The organism is Microbacterium aoyamense (assembly GCF_023155855.1).
Lineage (GTDB): Bacteria > Actinomycetota > Actinomycetes > Actinomycetales > Microbacteriaceae > Microbacterium > Microbacterium aoyamense.
The window spans coordinates 234,374-252,423 of sequence record NZ_JAKNUT010000001.1 but is presented as its reverse complement, the minus strand read 5'-3'; the positions used below and the strand labels follow the sequence as shown (position 1 = coordinate 252,423).

Here is an 18,050-nt window from a genome sequence, read left to right as displayed (position 1 = left end):
GAGACCGAGTAGTCTCCGATCGTGTCCACCGCCGCGCGAATCGGATCACCCGGGCTGGCCCGGGCCGCTCTCGTGCTCGGCCTGGTCGCCGCGGGGGTGGCCGCGGCATCCATCGCCTGGCTCTCGACGTTCCCAGGCGAGGCCGTCTTCGGGCCGATGGTCGCGGCAGGGTGCGTGCTCGCCGTCGTCGCGACAGCGGGCCTCGTCGTCGGACTCGCGGCGACGGTGAGGCGCAGTCGCCCTCGGTGGATGATCGTCGTCGGCCTGATCCCGAGCGTGCTGGTACTGGCCCTCGCGGGCTACTGCCTGATCGGCGTTCTCGCGATCTGGATCACCCTGACGACCATGTCGCCGTGGTGAGCGTGCGTGGTGACGTCGCGGCACTGGGCTCGACACCTGCGACGATGGAGTGATGGACTTCGTCATCCGTCGGCCGACCCTCGACGACGCGGACGCGATCGCCGCTCTGCACGTCGCGACGTGGCGTGAGACGTACGGGCGTCTGCTGCCCGACGGCTTCTTCACGCCGGATTTCGTCGATGGGCGCAGGCGCATGTGGCGGCACGTGCTGGGCGAGCCGAGCGATGACCGCGTCGTACAGGTCGCCGAGTCCGGCGGCGAGCTCGTGGGCTTCGCGTTCGTCGGGCCGGCATTCGGGCCGGAGGGCGCGGACTTACCGCGTGACCGGCACCTGTACAGCATCTACGTGCGCGATAGCCACCACGGCACAGGGATCGGCCAGGCGCTCCTCGATGCCGCGCTCGGCGACGGGCCGGCGATGCTGTGGGTCGCGAAGGAGAATCCGCGGGCGATCGCGTTCTACCGCCGCAACGGGTTCGACTTCGAGGGCACGGAGCAGGTGGATGACATGGCACCCGCGATCACGGAAGCCCTGATGATCCGCTGAGGTCGGGAGTGTCGGATGCCGCGCATAGCGTTCCGGCATGGTCGAGCGGGTCGAGGCGTGGTGGGCGCGGCGGCAGTTCTCGCGCGGCGCTGACGTGCCCTACGCCGTCGGCACGTATCGCGAGGCGTGGGCGCCGTATCCGATGCTCATCCGCCAGTACCATCCCGACCTCAACGCAGGGATCGTCCTGACCCAGATCCCGCCCGCGGCCGATGTGCTGCTGCTCTGGCAGTGCGATATGGGCCACACTTTCGCGGCGACGCCGGCGGAGCAGAGATCGCGGCCCGGGCGGGAGCGACGGCGATCGGCGTGGTGCCCCGAGTGCGCGCAGCGCGCGAAGCCTCCGCGCGTGCGAGCGGCCGCGGCATCCCGACCCCGTCCCAAGGCCAAGCCGCTGTGTCCCAAGACACCGGCCCTCGCGGTGGGGGAGCCGTTCGTGAGCGCGTGCGCACCGAAGCCGGCATCAGCCGTCGAGGCACAGCTGCGACAGGACCTCTTCGCCCGACTCGACGTGACGCCGGGACTCAACGCCGTAAAGGTCGCGCGGCCGTTCTTCGACCACGTCGAGGTGTGGCCCGACATCCTGCTCCCCGAGCTCCGCGTCGCCATCGAGTACGACAGCACGGGCCGTCACGGGCTCGAGCACGTCGGCGATCGCGAGAAGGCGGATCTGCGCAAAGACCGCGCGCTGCGCGCCGCCCGCTGGGAGGTCGTGCGCATCCGCACCGGCAAGCTCGAGAAGCTCGGTCCCTACGACCTCCAGCTCTCGTCGCTGTCGCGCAGGAGTCTCGATCGCATCGTCGACGTGCTCCGCGGCATCCGCGGGCCGCTGCTCGTCGACGCCTACCTGCTCTGAATCAGTACCAGTTCGTCGCCTGCGAGTGGCCCCACGCGGCGCACGGCGAGCCGTAGGCGCGCGAGATGTAGTCCAGGCCCCACGCGATCTGGGTGGCGGCGTTCGTCTGCCAGTCCGCGCCGGCTTCCGCCATCTTGCTTCCGGGCAGCGCCTGCGGGATGCCGGTGGCACCGCTGCCCGCGTTGTACGCCTGATAGTTCCAGCTCGACTCCTTCTGCCACAGCGACGCGAGGCATGAGAACTGGTCGCCGCCCCATCCGTAGCGCTCGGCCATGAGCCGCTGCGCCGTCGCCTTCGCGCCGTCGGGCGTATTGGCCGCTGCCAGCGCCGCCGCCTCGGCGGCCGCCTTCGCGGCAGCCTCGGCCGCAGCATCCACCGCCGCCTTCTTCGCCACGGCCTCGTCGAACCGAGCCCGCACCTGGGCGACGCGGGTCTGCGCCGTGCTGGTCGCTGCCTCGACGTCGTCGGCCAGTTCGGGCACGAGCATGAGCGGCAAGGTGGTGAGGTCGTCGAGCTTGCCGATCGCCGCGCGCAACGTGGAGGTGTCGATGTCGGTCGATCCCGTGACGTCCAGTCCCGACTCCTCGATCTCGTCGCCGATCGCCTCGACGTCGATCAGCGTCGCTCGCGCCGCGCCGAGCGAGACGTTCGCGTCGGCCGTGACATCCACGAGCGTCTCGTTGACCGGCTGCTCGCCCGTGGCGGCCATGGCTCCCGCACCGGCGCCCGATGCGAGGAGCGCGCCGAGCAGGACTCCTGACACGACGAGGAGCGGCGAGTGGTGACGGGCGCGGCGGACGGGCGTGAAAGTGGAGCGTTTCTGCATGAGAGCGTGCGCGGTTCGGGTGGCGTCCGCACGGTGACGCGAGGTGCCCTCGGGTCGGGCACGGTCATCGAGTCTGCGCACCCTGTCTGGACGAAACCCCAGGTGTCCCTGGCAGAACCGTGTGAGCCGAGCCCGTCAGGCGGGCTCTGCCGTGCCGCGGACGCCCGTGATCGCGGCCTCCACGACGGCCGCCGCGAGGGCGTCGATGACCTCCGGAGGCTGCCACCGGACGGGGCCGTGCACCGCGATGTCGGCGAAGCCGTGCACGGCCGACCAGCACGCCCACTCGGCGAGCGGGCGTCGCTCGGGGGCGAGTGCTCCGGCATCCACCATCGCGTCGAGCGTGTCCATCAGCAGCTGGAACGGCGCGACGATCTCGTCGTCGAGCGTCACGATGCCGCGGCTTGCCTGGGTGTCCTGCGTGAAGAAGGCGAGCTCGAACCAGCCGGGCTCCGATCGCGCGAAGTCGATGTAGGCGCGACCGACCCGGCGCAGGCGTTCGATGGATGCCTCGGCGCGGTCGAGATCCGCAGGAGCATCGCTCACCCGGGCCATGATCGCGCGGGCGAGCGCGAGTTGGGACTCCCCGGCGACGGCGCGCACGAGATCCTCGCGGTCGGCGAAGTGGCGGTACGCCGCGTTGGGCGAGACTCCGGCGGCGCGCGTGACCTCTCGCAGCGTCAGCGCCGAGGGGCCACCGCTGCGTGCGAGCTTGAGGCCCTCGTCGACGAGCGAACGTCGGAGGTCTCCGTGATGATACGTGCGGGCCTGCAAGGTCATTGCGTCACTCCGGCCGAGTGTGTACGGTGTGAACATCGAAATGTGTACGGTGTCCACATCCACCCTACCCGCAGCCGGCACGCAACCTCAGCACCGCACCGACGACGACGAGGACTCATGACCGACACGACCGCAGAACCGGTCCAGCAGAAGCCCGGGCCGAGCACCCTTCGCAGCTTCTACCAGGTGCTGGTCAACACGGCGCTGGCGAACGTCACCTCGAGCTTCCTCTGGTGGGGTCTCACCTTCTGGGCCTACCTCGAGACACGCTCGGTGCTCGCGACGGCGATCATCGGCGGGTCGTTCATGCTGCTCACGGCCCTGCTCGGCGTCGTGTTCGGGGCGCTCGTCGATCGCATGAAGAAGAAGGCGGTCATGATGCTCTCGAGCATGGTGACCCTGGTGACCTACCTGATCGCGGGCATGCTCTACTTCACGTTCCCCGAGTCCGTGCTGGTGGACTGGGGCGGACCGTGGTTCTGGGTCTTCGCCGGCGTCATCCTGCTCGGCGGTGTCGTCGAGAACCTCCGCAACATCGCGCTCTCGACGACCGTGACGCTGCTCGTGCCCGCCGATCGCCGCGACCGCGCGAACGGTCTCGTCGGCACCGTTCAGGGCATCGCGTTCGCCGTCACGAGCGTGTTCTCGGGTCTGTCGATCGGCTTCGCCGGCATGGGCGGCACGATCGTCATCGCGATCGTCGCGACGGCGGTCGCCCTCGTGCACCTGCTCTTCGTGCCGATCCCAGAGCGCGGGGTCGCTCACGTCGAAGGCGCTCCGACGGGCTTCGGCCTGAAGGGTGTCATCCCGGCGGTCATGATGGTGCCGGGCCTGCTCGCCCTCATCCTCTTCTCGACGTTCAACAACCTCGTCGGCGGCGTCTTCATGGCGCTCATGGATCCCTACGGACTCACGCTCTTCCCCGTCGAGATCTGGGGCATCGTGCTCGGGGTCACGAGCATCGGGTTCATCGCGGGTGGCATCATCGTCGCGACCTTCGGCCTCGGCAAGAAGCCCGTGCGCACGATGCTGTGGGTCAACGTCGGGGTCGCCGTGCTCGGCATGACGTTCGCGATCCGAGAGGTGTGGTGGATCTACGCGCTCGGCATCCTGTTGTTCATGTGCCTCATGCCGATCGCCGAGGCCTCCGAGCAGACGATCGTGCAGCGCGTCGTGCCGTTCGAGAAGCAGGGCCGCGTCTTCGGCTTCGCGCAGAGCGTCGAGTCCGCCGCCGCGCCGCTCTCCGCCTTCGTGATCGGCCCCCTCGCGCAGTTCTGGCTCATCCCGTACATGGAGTCCGATGCCGGGCGAACCACGTGGGGCTGGCTGCTCGGCGAGGGAGAGGCCCGCGGCATCGCGCTCGCCTTCATGGCCGCGAGCGCGATCATGCTGCTCGTCGTGTTCCTCGCCTTCCTCTCCAAGCCCTACCGCGACCTGACCGAGGCGTACGAGAACGCCGAACCCTCCCTGCCGGTCGACGACGATGCAGGGGATGCCGCGGCTCCGGCACCCGCGGACGGGGGCGCCGAAGCATCCATCGACGAAACCACCGACGAGACCGAGGAGGTCCGATCATGACGACCGACACCACCGCACTCCCGCGCGTCGTGAGCGCAGAGGAGTGGCAGAAGGAGCTCGCCGAGCTGCGCGTGCGCGAGAAGGCCGCGACGCGCGAGCTCGACGCGATCGCCGCCCAGCGGCGGCGCCTGCCGATGGTCGAGATGCCCGACTACACGCTCGTCGGCAAGGACGGACCCGTGCGGCTCGTCGACGTCTTCGAGGGCAAGCGGCAGCTCATCGTCTACAACCACATGTGGTTCGAAGGCAAGGAGTGGCAGTGCGGCGGCTGCACGAGCGGAACGATGCAGTGGGACCGCCTCGAGTTCCTCGAGCAGTACGACGCCCGTTTCGTCATCGTCACACAGGGCCCGATCGACGAGGCGCTCGCGTACCGCGAGAAGGTCGGCAACCGGATGGAGTGGTACTCGACCGCGGGCAGCGACTTCGGCGCCGATGTCGACGCGCCTCCGGGTGGCGGATTCGCCGTCAACGTGTTCCTGCGCGAGGGCGACACCGTGTACCGCACGTGGCACACGAACGGCCGCGGCACCGAGCAGCTCATGTACACCTTCCCGCTGGTCGACGTCCTCCCGTGGGGCCGGCAGGAGGAGTGGCAGGACTCGCCCGAGGGGTGGCCGCAGTCACCGACCTACAGCCGCTGGCTGTCGTCGCAGGACGTCGCACGGCTTTGGGGCCGCTGACGAGAAAGAACTTCGCCACAACCTGTCGATCCGCCGCGCCTCCTGCGTCATTGCAGTGAGAGCAGGAGATACCCGCTCTCAGGGAGGTGGATCTCATGCTGAACTTCGTGGCCGTTGCGATCGCGTCGGTGGCCGGCATGGCAGTCGGGGCGCTGTGGTTCTCGAAGGCGCTCCTCGGCCGGCCGTGGGCGCGCGCCGCCGGAGTCGAACTCGGTGCGGCGACGCACTGGTCGGTGTACCTGCTGGCGCTCGTCGCGACGGTCGTCACGGCCGTCGTCCAGGCGCTGGCGACGTCCTTCGTGCACGAGAGCGTCGGAGGTTCGTTCCTCGGCGTCGCACTCGTCGTCGCGGCCGTCGGCTGGCTCGGGTTCACGGCGGCACGCTGCGCCGTCGAGTACCTTTTCGAGCAGAGGCCCGTGCGTCTCTACGTCATCGACATGGGACACCAACTGACGGTCGTCCTCGTCATGGGGCTCGTCATCGGTCTGTTCGGCATCTGATCCACTCGTACATCACAGGGAGACACCAATGCAGTACATGATCCTGATCCACACCGAGCCCTACCCCGCGCCCGAACCGGGCCAGCCCGGTTTCGACGAGTACATGGCGCCCTGGCTCGAGTTCAACCGCACGCACGGCGCGTCCGGTGCGCTGGTCGCGGGCGGTCAGCTTCAGCCGACCGAGACGGCGACGACGATCCGTCGTGCCTTCGGCGGTGGCGACACGATCGTCGACGGTCCGTTCGCCGAGACGAAGGAGCAGTTCGGCGGGTTCTACATCGTCGAAGCTGCCGATCTCGACGCGGCGCTCGCGATCGCGACCTCGCTGCCGCTGCCCGCGGGCTCGTTCGAGGTGCGTCCGCTCCTGCGCGACGTACAGATGTGACGTCGCAGCCCGACGCACTCACACGCCTGGCGCGCGAGGAGAGCGGTCGCGTGCTCGCTCTCCTCGCCGCTAGGTTCGGTCTCGAGGTCGCCGATGACGCGGTGCAGGATGCCCTCGTCGAAGCCCTCGACTGGACGACCGTGCCCGACAACCCGCCGGCCTGGCTCTACACGGTCGCGCGGAATCGCGCGGTGGACCGTCTTCGGCGCGCGGCATCGGCCCGGCGTCGGACGCTCGCGGCCGGAGCCGACCTCGCTGTCCTTCGGCCCGACGCGCATGATCCCTTCGAGAGCGGAGAGGAGGATGACATGGTCCTGGACCACGCCGAGGTCGGCGACGAGCAGCTTCGGCTGATGCTGCTGTGCTGTCATCCGGCGCTCGCGCCCGACATCCAGGTCGCACTCACGCTGCGTCTCGTCGGCGGACTCACCACAGCAGAGATCGCCGCGGCGTTCGTCGTCCCCGAGGCGACGATCGCGCAGCGCATCGTCCGGGCCAAGCGCAAGATCCGCGATGCGGGTATCCCGCTCTCGGTCCCCGCCGATCTGTCGTCCCGCGTGGGTGCGCTGCTCGGCATCCTTTACCTCATCTTCAACGAGGGCTATCTCTCGCGCGGTCCGGCGGCCGGTGCGCGTCTCGACCTCATGGAGGAGGCGATCCGCCTCACGATCCGTCTGCACGAGGTGCTCCCCGGTGATGCCGAGGTCGAGGGGCTGTTGGCCCTCGAGCTCTACGCACGATCGCGCACCGATGCGCGATTCGCGGGCGGCGAGATGGTGCTGCTCGACGCACAGGATCGAACCCTGTGGGACGCCGAGCTGATCGCGCAGGCGAACGGCGTGCTCGCGACGGCGATGCGTCGGGCGGATCCTGGCCCCTATCAACTCCAAGCCGTCATCGCGCGGTACCACTCGAATGCGCGGGAAGCCGCCGACACCGACTGGCCCGCGATCGTGCGGGTCTACCGGCGTCTGCTCGAGGACGACCCGTCGCCGATCGTCGCGCTCAATCACGCCGCCGCGATCGCGATGTCCGACGGACCTCGAGCGGGGCTCGTCGCGCTCGACAGCGTGACGGGGCTCGACGCCTATCACCTGTACTGGGCCACGCGCGGCGAACTGCTGGCACGTGGGGGAGAGAGGGATGCCGCGCGCGATGCGCTCGCGAAGGCGCGACGCCTGAGCGCCAACCCCGCCGAGCAGCGCCATCTCGATCGGCGGATCGCCGCGCTCAGCGTCGACTGAGTTCACGCGCCGTCGAGGAATCCCTGCCAGCCGTCGGCGTCGGCGTGCTCGAAGATGAGGTTCGTCTCGGTGTGCGCGACGGCGGGGTGCCCCGTGAGGTGTGTCAGCACGAACTCGCGCAGTTCGCCCGAATCACGTGCCAGCACGTGCAGCAGGAAGTCGTCGGCGCCGGCCATGTGGAAGAGGCTGACCACACCGGGCAGCGTCGTCGCCGTGCGGCGGAACGCCTCGATCTCGGCGCGGGCGTGCTTCACGAGGCGGATCGCGATGAGCGCCTGCACCGTCGCGCCCAGGACGTCGGGGTCGAGCTCGACCCGGTAGCCGCGGATCGCGCCGTTCGCCTGGAGTCGGCGCAGCCGCAGCGACACGGTCGACTCCGCGACCCCGAGGCTGGCCGCGAGTGCCGCGCCCGACGCGCGGGCGTTCGACGACAGTGCGCGCAGGAGCGCGCGGTCGATGCGATCGAGGTCAAGGTTCTGCATCACGAGCGGCTCCATCGATGCGCGGTGGTGAAGAATCTTCGACACAAGTGGATGCAATGCATCGATCCTTCATCGTTGGTTGAGGATACCGCGGGAATCTGTTCTCTTTGACCCATGCATCCCGAGCGCCATCGATTCGAGACCCGCGCCGTCCACGGCGGAATGGCAGGTCTTCGCGAGGCCGGCACGCACGTGCCGCCGATCGAACTGTCGACGACCAACCCTCTGCCCGACGTCGAGGTCGGCGGCCTCTCGTACGAAGAGCTCGCGACGGGCCACGACCTGGGCGCGGGGCGCAGCGCCGTGTACCAGCGACTGTGGCAGCCCGGAGTCGCGAGGTTCGAGGAGTCGCTCGCGGGCCTCGAGGGCACCGACGGCGCGGTCGCGTTCTCGTCCGGCATGGCAGCGCTCACGGCGTGCCTCATCGCGACCGTCTCGTCCGGCAAGCCGCACGTCGTCGCGGTGCGTCCGCTCTACGGGGGCAGCGATCACGTGCTCGAGAGCGGACTGCTGGGCACCGAGGTGACGTGGGCGACCGCCGCCGACATCGCGCGCAGCATCCGCCCCGATACGGGGCTCGTCGTCGTCGAGACCCCTGCGAACCCCACCCTCGAACTGCTCGACCTCGATGCCGTCGTCGCCGCGGCGGGTGAGGTCCCCGTGCTGGTCGACAACACGTTCGCGACCCCCGTCCTGCAGCAGCCCGCGCGTCACGGTGTGACACTCGTGCTGCACAGCGCGACGAAGTACCTCGGCGGGCACGGCGACGTCATGGGGGGTGTCGTCGCCGGCCCGACCGACTGGGTCGAGCACCTGCGCCGCGTGCGTGCCCTGACGGGCGGCCTGCTGCACCCCATGGGCGCGTACCTGCTGCACCGCGGTCTGCGGACGCTCGCGATCCGCGTGCGCGCACAGCAGGCGACGGCCCAGGTGCTGGCCGAGCGCATCAGCGCCCATCACGCGGTGGGGCGGGTGTTCTACCCGGGTCTTCCGGGGCAGGACCCGCAGGGCCTCCTCGGGCGTCAGCTCGACGGGCCGGGTTCGATCATCGCGATCGAGCTCGCGGGGGGCTATGACGCGGCTGCCCGGTTCACCGAGGCGTGCGAGCTCGTGACCCACGCCGTCTCGCTCGGCGGCGTCGACTCGCTCGTGCAGCATCCGGCATCCCTCACCCATCGCCCCGTCGTCGGCGAGGCCAAACCGGGCGCGGGTGTCGTGCGGCTCTCGGTCGGCCTCGAGCACGTGGACGACCTGACGGATGACATCCTCGCCGCGCTCGACGCCGCCCAGGCGGTAACCCCGCCGCTCGAGGTGCCCGCTCTGCTGGCTCGCTGAGCGGGTGGCCCGGTCAGCCGCGGACGATGTCGCACCGACATCGAACCCGAGCATCCTTGTCGAGCCCCGGGTGGACGCCGTGTGGTTCGACGGAAACGCTCGGGGTCGACGATCTCTGCTCAAGCGTCAGGGGAGGACGAGGGATGCCGCGCCCACGAGTGGTCCGCGACCGTCGAGCCCCGTCGGCACGACCTCGACGCGGCGCGCATACGGATAGACGGCGGACTCGCGCACCGAGGCCCGGACGAGGTCTATGTAGTCGGCGCCCACAGCAGCGAAGCCGCCTGCGATGACGGCGACGTCGAGGTCCAGGAGCGTCGACACGCTCGCGATCGCCTCGCCGACGGCGCCCGCCGAACGGCGAACCGCGGCGACGGCGATGTCGTCGCCTGCCGCGTAGGAGACCGCGAGGTCTTCACCGGTGCCGCCGCTCCAGCCCTGCGCTTGCGCCCAGGCGACGGTTCGCGGTCCCGAGGCGATGTCCTCCAGAGTGCCGTCGGTCGCCGGTGACCCCTCTGTTCGGGAACGGAGTCGCGTCTGTCCGATGTGGCCGGCGTTGCCCGAGACGCCGGTGACCGGCATCCCATCGACGATCAGGCCCCCGCCGATGCCCGTCGATACCACCATCGCGAGTGCGTTGCGCGCGCCGCGGGCGGCGCCGAAGGCATGCTCGGCCAGCGCGATGCACGTGCCGTCGAGCGCGAGCCGCACCGGCGCAGCGGGCACCGCCTCCGAGACGATCGAGACGATCGGCAGCCCCGCGGCTCGCGGCAGGTTGAGCGGCGAGACGCTGCCCGCCGCGAGGTCGACCGGGCCGGCGGACCCGATGCCGACGCCGGCCAGACGGTCGCCCTCGCCCAGCGCGGCGTGCGCGGACACCGCCACCGAGCGCACCGCCTCGGCGATCTCGTCGCGCGTGGTCGACGATCCCGTAGGAGCACGGAAGACCGACCCTTCGACGACGAGGCCGTCAGCGGTCACGACAGCCGCTTCGACTTTCGTGCCGCCCAGGTCGATGGCGATGGCGACGGTGCGATCGGGGGTACTCACCAGGGCATCATGCCATGCGAGTCAGTCGCCCTCTTCGTGATCCTCGAAGTCCGGCCACGCGGCGAGGTCGACGCCGTGGTTGTCGGGCGATGCGATCGTCCAGTGCCCCGGGGCGTTCGAGTCGTCGACGATGCGGCCGCCGGCGGCGACGGCGGCATCGACTCGGGCGCGGATCACGTCGGCGGGCACCGAGACGTCGATGTGCGTGCGGCCGCGGCCGGGCTTCGACGGCGTGAGGTCGTGGAACCACAGATGCGGTCCGCGGCGGTTCGGATCGATCGCGTCTTCGTCGAAGAGGTCGACGTAGCCGAGCGCCGCCGTCCAGAACGGGCGCGTGTCGACGCCCTCGGCCTGGGCGACCGCGATCCCCACCGTCTGCACGCTCGAGGGGTCGGGTACAAGGCCCTGCTCGCGGGCGATCCCGGAGATCCGCGCCGCCAGCACGGCGTCCTGCGCGCCGAGCGCCCCGTCCTTGCGCGTGAAGAGGCGGATCGTGACTCCGTTGGGTCGGATGTCGACGTCCGGACTCTTGTCGAGGGATGCCGCGGCCTCGGCGATCGCAGCGACGAAGCGCGCGCCCGCGGCGAAACCGTCCGTGTGGAAGAACGCGTGAGCGCCCCAGAAGAGTACTCGCCAGTCCTCGACGCCCGGCGATGCATGGAACTGCTTGGCGGTCATACGCGTGAACTCGCTCATGGTCGTCAGTGTAGGGACGCCCCGCGACATCCGTCGGAGTACCAAGATGGAGGCATGGTCAGCATCCCCAACGTGACTCTCAACGACGGCGCCTGGTTCCCGGAACTCGGCCTCGGCACCTACAACCTGCGCGGCGAGGACGGCGTCGCCGCCATCGTCGCGGCCATCGGCTCCGGCTATCGCCTGCTCGACACCGCCGTGAACTACGAGAACGAGGCCGAGGTCGGCGAAGCCGTGCGTTCGTCGGGTATCGATCGCGACGAACTGCTCGTCACGTCGAAGATCCCCGGCCGCGACCATGGATACGACGAGGCGATCGCGAGCGTGGAACGCTCGCTCGAGACGCTCGGCCTCGAGCGCATCGACCTCCAGCTCATCCACTGGCCTAACCCCAGCGTCGGCAAGTGGCTCGACACGTGGAAGGGGATGATCGCTGCACGCGAGCGCGGCCTCGTGCGCTCGATCGGCGTCTCGAACTTCACCGAGCCGATGCTCGCGCGGCTCATCGACGAGACGGGCGTGACGCCCGCCGTCAACCAGGTCGAACTGCACCCCTACTTCCCACAGGCCGCGCTGCGTGCCTTCCACGTCGAGCACGGCATCCGCACCGAGTCGTGGAGCCCGCTCGCCCGCCGCACCGAACTGCTGTCCGAGCAGATCGTGATCGACGTCGCGTCGGCGCACGGCGTGACGCCGACGCAGGCTGTGCTCCGCTGGCACACGCAGCTCGGCTCGACCCCGATCCCGAAGTCCGCATCGCCCGAGCGCCAGGTCGAGAACGCGGGCGTGTTCGGCTTCACGTTGACGGATGCCGAGGTCGCCGCGATCTCGGGCCTCGAGCGCGGCCGCCTCTGGGACGGGGACCCCGACACCCACGAGGAGATGTGAGCATGGCGACGCCCTTCGCATCCCTGCCCGACTATCTCGCGATCCCCCGCATCGAGGGCCTGGCGCTTTCGCCGGACGGCACGCGCGCCGTGCTGACCGTCGCGACCCTCAAGAAGGACGCGACGGGCTTCGACCGCTCGTTGTGGGCGGTCGCCGCCGACGGCTCCGAGGGCGCGACGCGGCTCACCCGCTCGGCGAAGGGCGAGTCCGCTCCCGCCTTCACGGCCGACGGCGACGTGCTGTTCGTCTCGGCGCGACCGGACTCGGACGCCGACGAGGGCGACGAGTCCGGCCAGCTGTGGATCCTTCCCGCCGCGGGCGGCGATGCCCGCGCCGTGACCCGGCTCGCGGGCGGCGTGGGTGCGATCGCGGCGGTCGCCGAGGCCTCCACTCGCCTCGTCATCGCGGCAGACCTGCTGCCGTCGGCATCCACGGTCGAGGAGGACGGCAAGCTCCGCGCGGCGCGCAAGAAGAAGAAGGTCTCGGCGATCCTGCACGAGTCCTACCCCGTGCGGTACTGGGACCACGACCTCGGTCCCGCCGAGCCGCACCTGCTCGCGCTCGATCTCGCGGGGCTCCGCGACACGGTCGGCGCGGTGCGCGACGAGTCCGCCGCGGCCGAGGAGTCGGAGAAGGATGCCCCGACCCCGTACCCGGCGTCGCTCCCGCGTCCGAGCGACCTGACGCCGCAGCCCGGCCGCTCCGCCGATGCCGCCGGCATCGCGATCTCGCCCGACGGGTCGACGGTCGTCGCCGCGCTGCGCGTGCCGGCGGGGATGGATGCCCGCTACCGCCTGGTCGCGATCGACGTCGCATCCGGTGCCCACACGATCCTGTTCGACGAGCCGCGCGTCGACTTCGAGGCGCCCGTCATCAGCCATGACGGTGCCCGGCTCGCCTACGTGCGCACCGTGAAGGGCACCCCTGCGGGCCCGACTCAGCAGGAGCTGTGGGTCAGCGCGCTCGACGGCTCGGAGCCGCGCCGGATCGCCCCGGACTGGGACCGATGGCCGTCGTCGCTCTCGTTCGATGCTCACGACGACGCACTTATCGTGGCGGCGGATCAGGACGGCCGCGGGCCGATCTTCCGCATCCCCCTCGACGGGGGTTCGCCGGTCCAGGTGACGAGCGACGACTTCACCTACACGGATGTGCGGGTCGACCGCGCGACGGGCGATCTCGTCGCGCTGCGCTCGTCGTGGATGGCGCCGCCGCATCCCGTGCGCATCGCTCGCGGCGGCGCGATCACTCCTCTCGCCGCGCCGGTCGCCCTGCCCGAGGTGCCGGCGACGATGGTGGATGTCGAGACCACGGCCGCGGACGGCGCGCGCGTGCGCGGATGGCTGCTGCTGCCCGAGACGGATGCTCCGGCCCCGCTCCTGCTGTGGATCCACGGCGGTCCGCTCAACAGCTGGAACGCCTGGAGTTGGCGCTGGAACCCGCAGCTCGCCGTCGCGCGCGGCTACGCCGTGCTGCTGCCCGATCCGGCGCTGTCGACCGGGTACGGCCTCGACTTCATCGCGCGCGGCTGGAATGCGTGGGGTGCCGCACCGTACACCGACCTCATGGCGATCACCGATGCGGTCGTCGCGCGACCCGAGATCGACGAGACCCGCACGGCCGCCATGGGCGGATCCTTCGGCGGCTACATGGCGAACTGGGTCGCGGGGCACACCGACCGCTTCGATGCGATCGTGACGCACGCGAGCCTGTGGGCGCTCGATCAGTTCGGTCCGACGACGGACTTCTCGCCGTATTGGCAGTCGATCTTCACGCCCGAGGCGATGATCGAGCACTCGCCGCACCGATTCGTCGCCGACATCCGGACCCCGATGCTCGTGATCCACGGCGATCGCGACTACCGCGTGCCGATCGGCGAGGGGCTGCGCCTGTGGTCGGAGCTCAACGCGCAGTTCGCGTCTTCGGACGGGACCGTGCCGCATCGCTACCTCTATTTCCCCGACGAGAACCACTGGGTGCTCAAGCCGCAGCACGCCGTCGTCTGGTACGAGACGATCTTCGCGTTCCTCGCGCAGCACGTGCTCGGCGAGGCGTGGAAGCGGCCCGACGACCTCGGGTGAGGCGGACCGACCCTTCGCCGAACCCACACGATCGTGCCGAGGCCACACGATCCGGTCGACCGAACCGTGTGGGTTCGGCGAAAACGTGTGGGTTCGGCGAGACCGCGCTGATCAGGGGAGCGCGGCGAGCCACTCCGCGAAGGTCTCGTGACCGAGCTGCGCGCCCGGGCCCGGGAGGGCCGAGCCGTCGCGCTGGCGGCGGCCGGTCTCTCCGGGCAGCGCGATCGCGGGAATCCACCCGCGATACCCGGTCGCCCGTGCGTACGCCTTCACCATGTCGGCCAGGCTCTCCTCCCGCGGACCGGCGAGGTCGGCGACCCGCCCCGACGGCCCCGCCTCGACGAGCTCGACGAGGCGCTGAGCGACCTCGCGCGCGGCGATCGGCTGCGTGCGCATCTTGGGCGCGACGTGCAGCGGGCCGAGCTTCGCGCCCTGGAACATCTGCGGCGCGAACTCGTGGAACTGCGTGGCTCGCAGGATGGTCCACGGGACGACGGATGCCTCGACCAGCCGTTCCTGCGCCTGCTTGCCGACGTAGTACCCCTCGGTCGCGCCGTCGATCCCGACGATCGAAAGTGCGACGTGGTGCCCGACGCCCGCATCGGCCTCGGCGTCGAGCAGATTGCGGGTGACCGATGTGAAGAACGCCACGGCATCCTCGGTCTTGAGTGTCGTGACGCTTGCGACGTCGACGACGGTATCGACGCCCGCGAGGTCGAGCCCCGTTCCGGCGACGAGGTCGACTCCGCTTCCGCGGGTCAACACGACGACCTCGTGTCCGCGCTCGCGCGCGATCTCGACGACGTACGCTCCGACGTTTCCGGTTCCTCCGGCGACGGCGATCTTCACAGTTCCTTCTCCTTCTTCTGGGTCTTTCCGGGCAGCATGAGCACGATGCCGAGCAGCAGCGAGGCGCCGAGCGACACGGCGTTGCCGGCGACATCGATCGGGGCCATCTCGGCGAAGTGCGAGGCGTGGTAGATGAAATGGGGGATGCCGAAGACCGCCCAGGCGACACCGACGACGCGTCCCGCGTCCGGCGTGCGGGAGAACGTCGCAGCGATGCTCGCCGCGGCGAGGGCCAGGTAGAGCGAGCCCACGTCGCGGATGAGGTGTTCGTTGAACGGCCCGTCGACGGCGATCCACACGCGGCCCAGGCCGGGGAAGCTCGTGTAGAAGGTGTCGGGCCACACGGCCGCCCACAGCCCGACGAAGAGGCCGATCGCGGCGGTGATCAACAGGATGATGCGTCTCAGTGTCATGCTCACGACTACCCGACGATGCAGGCCCGCGAAACGTGAGGCTCACGTTCCGATCGGCTGTGTCGTCGGTAGGGTGCAGGAGGGAGCATCCATGACCGACGAACTCGACCCGCGCGTGCTCGACGCCGAGCGACGGCAGCTCATGGGGTTGGCGTACCGCATGCTCGGCACGATCGCCGACGCCGAGGACGCGGTGCAGGAGACGTACACGCGGTGGTACCGGATGACGGATGCCGAGCGCGACGCGATCTCGTCACCCGGTGCGTGGCTCACGCGCGTCGCGAGCCGCGTGTGTCTCGACATGCTCACCTCGGCCCGCGCGCGGCGCGAGCGCTACGTCGGGGACTGGCTGCCCGAGCCCGTGCCCGGAGAATCGCCCTTCGCGGCGGATCCGCTCGAGCGCGTGACACTCGACGACTCGGTCTCGACGGCACTTCTCGTCGTGCTCGAGTCGCTGACTCCGGCGGAGCGCGTCGCCTTCGTGCTCCACGACGTGTTCGGCATGCCGTTCGCCGAGATCGCCGAAACGGTCGGGCGCTCGGTCGAGGCGACGCGCCAGCTCGCCTCGCAAGCCCGCAGGCACGTGCGCGAACGAAGAGCGGGTGCGGCATCCCGAACCGTGCACGACGCCCTCGCGCAGGCCTTCGCGGCGGCGTGCACGACCGGCGACCTCACCGGACTCGTCGCGATCCTCGATCCGGACGTCGTCCTGCATTCCGACGGGGGCGGATTCGTCTCGGCCGCGCGACGGCCGGTCGAAGGCGCCGATCGCGTCGCACGGTTCCTGCTGGGGCTGCCGCGCCTCGAGCCGGACGCGCAGATCGCGCCCGCTCTCACGGCCGACGGGCTCGGCTTCTACGTCACGCTCCACGGCGCGCCGAACAGCGTCATCACGCTCGGCGTGACGGGTGATCGCATCACGAACGTGTGGATCGTGCGCAACCCCGAGAAGCTCACCCTCTGGAACTAGTGCGGGGCGTGGTACTCGGCCTCGCCGCGCTTCCAGTAGCCCTTCACCGTGACCTGGTCGAGCGGGAGACCCCAGCGATCCAGCAGCAGCGCCCGCCCCGGCTTGACGATCGCCTGCTCGGCGGCGATGAAGCCGAAGACGGCGCCGTCGGGACGATCGCCCGCGCCGATCGCGTCGAGCTCCGCCGCGAGTGCGGTGCCGGAGCGGGCGCCGCCCCGATGGACGAACGTCACGTCGACGCCGTCGGGCACCTCGAGCGGGATCTCGTGGGCGGAGTCGACGACCTCGACCAGGATGCGGCCGGAGGCCGCGGCATCCATCTGCATCACGTACCGGCGGATCGCGGGGACCGCTGTCTCATCGCCCGCCAGGAACCAGGCGTCGGGCCGGCCCGTGAGCACCTTCGACCCGCGCGGACCGCCGATGCCGACCGCCGAGCCGATCGGCGCTGTCGCGGCCCACGGCGCCGCGATGCCCTCGTCGCCGTGGACGGCGAACTCGAGGTCGAGCCAGCCGGTCGCGGCGTTCCACAGGAGCGGTGTGTACTCGCGGCTCGGCGCTTCGCGCAGCTCCTCCACAGAACCGACCGGCCCGCTCGGGAAGAAGACGCGGATGTGGTCGTCCGATCCGGGCGAGTCGAAACCGAGCAGGTCGCCGCCTTCGAGACGGACGCGCACGTAATCGGGCGCGATCCACACGCGGCTTGCGAGTCTGACCTGGCGGAACCTCAACTCGAGACCGCGGGGTTCGAGTGCGAATGTCATGGTGCTCCTTTCAGCTCCACAGCACGACGGGGCTGCCGTCGACGTCGGCGACCCGCGCGGGGGTGTCGTAGAGCGCGGTGAGGTTCGGTGCCGTGATGACGTCGGCGACGCGTCCGTGATGGATGACGCGCCCGCCCTTCATCGCGACGATGTCGTCGGCGTACTGCGCGGCGACGTTGATGTCGTGCAGCACGACGACGATCGTCATGCCGCGCTCGGCGACCTGCGCGCGCAGGAGCGACATGAGCGTCACGGCGTGGCGGGGGTCGAGGTTGTTCAGCGGCTCGTCCAGCAGCAGGTGGTCGGTGTCCTGCGCGATCGCCATCGCGACGAACGCGCGTTGGCGCTGACCGCCCGAGAGCTGATCGAGGAACCGTTCGCGCACCTCACCGAGGTCGAGCAGCGCGATCGCGCGCTCGACGGCATCTCGATCCTGCGGCGAGCGCCCCGAGCCGCCATACGGGAACCGCCCGTACGAGACGAGATCCTCGACGCTCAGCCGGATCGCGAGGTGGTTGTCCTGGCGCAGGATCGCGAGCCGCTTCGCGATCTCGCGCGACGGCGTCTCGTGCACGTCGAGGCCGTCGACCGTGATCGTGCCCTCGCTCGCCTGGATGAGCCGCCCGACCGCTGACAGGAGTGTGGACTTTCCCGCGCCGTTCGGTCCGATGATCGCAGTGAGACCGGTGCCGATGTCGAGGGTGACGTCGTCGACCGCCGTGAGCGCGCCGTGGCGCTTCGTGACGGAGGCGATGCGGATCAT

21 protein-coding genes are annotated in these 18,050 nt (G+C 70.2%); 12 read left to right on the top strand and 9 right to left on the bottom strand.

Features of this window, described 5'->3' with window-relative positions; all coding sequences use genetic code 11:
- Positions 1-21 precede the first annotated feature (21 nt).
- The 3 genes from MA876_RS01585 to MA876_RS01575 are packed head-to-tail and all read left to right on the top strand — an operon-like array spanning position 22 to position 1,763.
- Positions 22-360 carry a hypothetical protein gene (locus MA876_RS01585; protein WP_248145413.1) on the top strand — a complete coding sequence of 113 codons (339 nt, stop codon included), beginning with the start codon at positions 22-24 and terminating at the stop codon, positions 358-360.
- A gap of 52 nt (positions 361-412) precedes the next feature.
- The gene (locus tag MA876_RS01580) at positions 413-907 is read left to right on the top strand and encodes a GNAT family N-acetyltransferase (RefSeq protein ID WP_248145411.1); all 495 of its coding nucleotides are present in this window, start codon (positions 413-415) and stop codon (positions 905-907) included.
- A 37-nt stretch (positions 908-944) separates the two neighbouring features.
- Positions 945-1,763, top strand: a complete 819-nt coding sequence (locus MA876_RS01575; protein ID WP_248145409.1) for a zinc-ribbon domain-containing protein — start codon at positions 945-947, stop codon at positions 1,761-1,763.
- Position 1,764: 1 nt separating this feature from the next.
- Here MA876_RS01575 and MA876_RS01570 read toward each other — a convergent pair whose 3' ends face one another.
- Both MA876_RS01570 and MA876_RS01565 read right to left on the bottom strand, forming a co-directional pair.
- Positions 1,765-2,589: an aggregation-promoting factor C-terminal-like domain-containing protein gene (locus tag MA876_RS01570; protein WP_248145408.1), complete on the bottom strand. Its 825-nt coding sequence runs from the start codon at positions 2,587-2,589 to the stop codon at positions 1,765-1,767.
- Between the two features lie 135 nt (positions 2,590-2,724).
- Positions 2,725-3,369 carry a TetR/AcrR family transcriptional regulator gene (locus MA876_RS01565; RefSeq protein WP_248145406.1) on the bottom strand — a complete coding sequence of 215 codons (645 nt, stop codon included), beginning with the start codon at positions 3,367-3,369 and terminating at the stop codon, positions 2,725-2,727.
- A 117-nt stretch (positions 3,370-3,486) separates the two neighbouring features.
- Here MA876_RS01565 and MA876_RS01560 point away from each other — a divergent pair, with 117 nt between their 5' ends.
- The 5 genes from MA876_RS01560 (at position 3,487) to MA876_RS01540 (ending at position 7,759) form a co-directional block, all read left to right on the top strand.
- Complete coding sequence (locus tag MA876_RS01560; RefSeq protein WP_248145404.1) at positions 3,487-4,947, top strand: MFS transporter; 1,461 nt, start codon at positions 3,487-3,489, stop codon at positions 4,945-4,947.
- Complete coding sequence (locus MA876_RS01555) at positions 4,944-5,630, top strand: DUF899 domain-containing protein (RefSeq protein WP_248145402.1); 687 nt, start codon at positions 4,944-4,946, stop codon at positions 5,628-5,630. Before MA876_RS01560 ends, MA876_RS01555 begins: the two co-directional genes overlap by 4 nt.
- 95 nt (positions 5,631-5,725) lie before the next feature.
- Complete coding sequence (locus MA876_RS01550; RefSeq protein ID WP_248145400.1) at positions 5,726-6,130, top strand: DUF1761 domain-containing protein; 405 nt, start codon at positions 5,726-5,728, stop codon at positions 6,128-6,130.
- A 28-nt stretch (positions 6,131-6,158) separates the two neighbouring features.
- A complete protein-coding gene (locus tag MA876_RS01545) occupies positions 6,159-6,515 on the top strand; it encodes a YciI family protein (protein WP_248145398.1) in 357 nt (118 codons plus the stop codon).
- Complete coding sequence (locus tag MA876_RS01540) at positions 6,512-7,759, top strand: RNA polymerase sigma factor (protein ID WP_248145396.1); 1,248 nt, start codon at positions 6,512-6,514, stop codon at positions 7,757-7,759. The genes MA876_RS01545 and MA876_RS01540 overlap by 4 nt, the downstream gene beginning before the upstream one ends.
- A gap of 2 nt (positions 7,760-7,761) precedes the next feature.
- On the opposite strand, the gene MA876_RS01535 is transcribed toward MA876_RS01540, so the two are convergent.
- Positions 7,762-8,241 carry an Lrp/AsnC family transcriptional regulator gene (locus MA876_RS01535; protein WP_248147141.1) on the bottom strand — a complete coding sequence of 160 codons (480 nt, stop codon included), beginning with the start codon at positions 8,239-8,241 and terminating at the stop codon, positions 7,762-7,764.
- A gap of 114 nt (positions 8,242-8,355) precedes the next feature.
- Between MA876_RS01535 and MA876_RS01530 the strand changes: the two genes are divergently transcribed.
- Entirely contained in the window at positions 8,356-9,576 is a 1,221-nt protein-coding gene (locus tag MA876_RS01530; RefSeq protein ID WP_248145394.1) for a trans-sulfuration enzyme family protein, read from the top strand.
- A 126-nt stretch (positions 9,577-9,702) separates the two neighbouring features.
- On the opposite strand, the gene MA876_RS01525 is transcribed toward MA876_RS01530, so the two are convergent.
- Positions 9,703-10,626: an ROK family protein gene (locus MA876_RS01525; RefSeq protein ID WP_308221629.1), complete on the bottom strand. Its 924-nt coding sequence runs from the start codon at positions 10,624-10,626 to the stop codon at positions 9,703-9,705.
- A 21-nt stretch (positions 10,627-10,647) separates the two neighbouring features.
- Positions 10,648-11,322 carry a VOC family protein gene (locus MA876_RS01520; protein ID WP_248145392.1) on the bottom strand — a complete coding sequence of 225 codons (675 nt, stop codon included), beginning with the start codon at positions 11,320-11,322 and terminating at the stop codon, positions 10,648-10,650.
- A 54-nt stretch (positions 11,323-11,376) separates the two neighbouring features.
- Between MA876_RS01520 and MA876_RS01515 the strand changes: the two genes are divergently transcribed.
- Entirely contained in the window at positions 11,377-12,210 is an 834-nt protein-coding gene (locus tag MA876_RS01515) for an aldo/keto reductase (protein WP_248145383.1), read from the top strand.
- 2 nt (positions 12,211-12,212) lie between these two features.
- Complete coding sequence (locus MA876_RS01510) at positions 12,213-14,291, top strand: S9 family peptidase (RefSeq protein ID WP_248145381.1); 2,079 nt, start codon at positions 12,213-12,215, stop codon at positions 14,289-14,291.
- 111 nt (positions 14,292-14,402) lie between these two features.
- On the opposite strand, the gene MA876_RS01505 is transcribed toward MA876_RS01510, so the two are convergent.
- Both MA876_RS01505 and MA876_RS01500 read right to left on the bottom strand, forming a co-directional pair.
- On the bottom strand, positions 14,403-15,140 hold the full coding sequence (locus MA876_RS01505) for an SDR family oxidoreductase (protein ID WP_248145379.1): 738 nt from the start codon (positions 15,138-15,140) through the stop codon (positions 14,403-14,405).
- On the bottom strand, positions 15,137-15,553 hold the full coding sequence (locus MA876_RS01500; RefSeq protein ID WP_248145378.1) for a hypothetical protein: 417 nt from the start codon (positions 15,551-15,553) through the stop codon (positions 15,137-15,139). Before MA876_RS01500 ends, MA876_RS01505 begins: the two co-directional genes overlap by 4 nt.
- Before the next feature lie 91 nt (positions 15,554-15,644).
- Between MA876_RS01500 and sigJ the strand changes: the two genes are divergently transcribed.
- The gene (gene sigJ, locus MA876_RS01495) at positions 15,645-16,523 is read left to right on the top strand and encodes an RNA polymerase sigma factor SigJ (RefSeq protein ID WP_248145377.1); all 879 of its coding nucleotides are present in this window, start codon (positions 15,645-15,647) and stop codon (positions 16,521-16,523) included.
- Here the strand turns inward: sigJ and MA876_RS01490 are convergent.
- Both MA876_RS01490 and MA876_RS01485 read right to left on the bottom strand, forming a co-directional pair.
- A complete protein-coding gene (locus MA876_RS01490; protein ID WP_248145376.1) occupies positions 16,520-17,287 on the bottom strand; it encodes a siderophore-interacting protein in 768 nt (255 codons plus the stop codon). The two genes, sigJ and MA876_RS01490, sit on opposite strands and share 4 nt — an antisense overlap.
- A 10-nt stretch (positions 17,288-17,297) precedes the next feature.
- On the bottom strand, positions 17,298-18,050 hold the full coding sequence (locus tag MA876_RS01485) for an iron ABC transporter ATP-binding protein (protein ID WP_248145375.1): 753 nt from the start codon (positions 18,048-18,050) through the stop codon (positions 17,298-17,300).

What these genes read in the sequence shown, in the direction of transcription:
- MA876_RS01490 (WP_248145376.1), bottom strand. Translation starts at nt 17,287, where the DNA reads ATGACATTCGCACTCGAACCCCGCGGTCTCGAGTTGAGGTTCCGCCAG.
- MA876_RS01560 (WP_248145404.1), top strand. Translation starts at nt 3,487, where the DNA reads ATGACCGACACGACCGCAGAACCGGTCCAGCAGAAGCCCGGGCCGAGC.
- MA876_RS01485 (WP_248145375.1), bottom strand. Translation starts at nt 18,050, where the DNA reads ATGATCCGCATCGCCTCCGTCACGAAGCGCCACGGCGCGCTCACGGCG.
- MA876_RS01515 (WP_248145383.1), top strand. Translation starts at nt 11,377, where the DNA reads ATGGTCAGCATCCCCAACGTGACTCTCAACGACGGCGCCTGGTTCCCG.
- MA876_RS01580 (WP_248145411.1), top strand. Translation starts at nt 413, where the DNA reads ATGGACTTCGTCATCCGTCGGCCGACCCTCGACGACGCGGACGCGATC.
- MA876_RS01555 (WP_248145402.1), top strand. Translation starts at nt 4,944, where the DNA reads ATGACGACCGACACCACCGCACTCCCGCGCGTCGTGAGCGCAGAGGAG.
- MA876_RS01570 (WP_248145408.1), bottom strand. Translation starts at nt 2,589, where the DNA reads ATGCAGAAACGCTCCACTTTCACGCCCGTCCGCCGCGCCCGTCACCAC.
- MA876_RS01510 (WP_248145381.1), top strand. Translation starts at nt 12,213, where the DNA reads ATGGCGACGCCCTTCGCATCCCTGCCCGACTATCTCGCGATCCCCCGC.
- MA876_RS01545 (WP_248145398.1), top strand. Translation starts at nt 6,159, where the DNA reads ATGCAGTACATGATCCTGATCCACACCGAGCCCTACCCCGCGCCCGAA.
- MA876_RS01500 (WP_248145378.1), bottom strand. Translation starts at nt 15,553, where the DNA reads ATGACACTGAGACGCATCATCCTGTTGATCACCGCCGCGATCGGCCTC.
- MA876_RS01535 (WP_248147141.1), bottom strand. Translation starts at nt 8,241, where the DNA reads ATGCAGAACCTTGACCTCGATCGCATCGACCGCGCGCTCCTGCGCGCA.
- MA876_RS01550 (WP_248145400.1), top strand. Translation starts at nt 5,726, where the DNA reads ATGCTGAACTTCGTGGCCGTTGCGATCGCGTCGGTGGCCGGCATGGCA.
- MA876_RS01530 (WP_248145394.1), top strand. Translation starts at nt 8,356, where the DNA reads ATGCATCCCGAGCGCCATCGATTCGAGACCCGCGCCGTCCACGGCGGA.
- MA876_RS01565 (WP_248145406.1), bottom strand. Translation starts at nt 3,369, where the DNA reads ATGACCTTGCAGGCCCGCACGTATCATCACGGAGACCTCCGACGTTCG.
- MA876_RS01575 (WP_248145409.1), top strand. Translation starts at nt 945, where the DNA reads ATGGTCGAGCGGGTCGAGGCGTGGTGGGCGCGGCGGCAGTTCTCGCGC.
- MA876_RS01520 (WP_248145392.1), bottom strand. Translation starts at nt 11,322, where the DNA reads ATGAGCGAGTTCACGCGTATGACCGCCAAGCAGTTCCATGCATCGCCG.
- sigJ (WP_248145377.1), top strand. Translation starts at nt 15,645, where the DNA reads ATGACCGACGAACTCGACCCGCGCGTGCTCGACGCCGAGCGACGGCAG.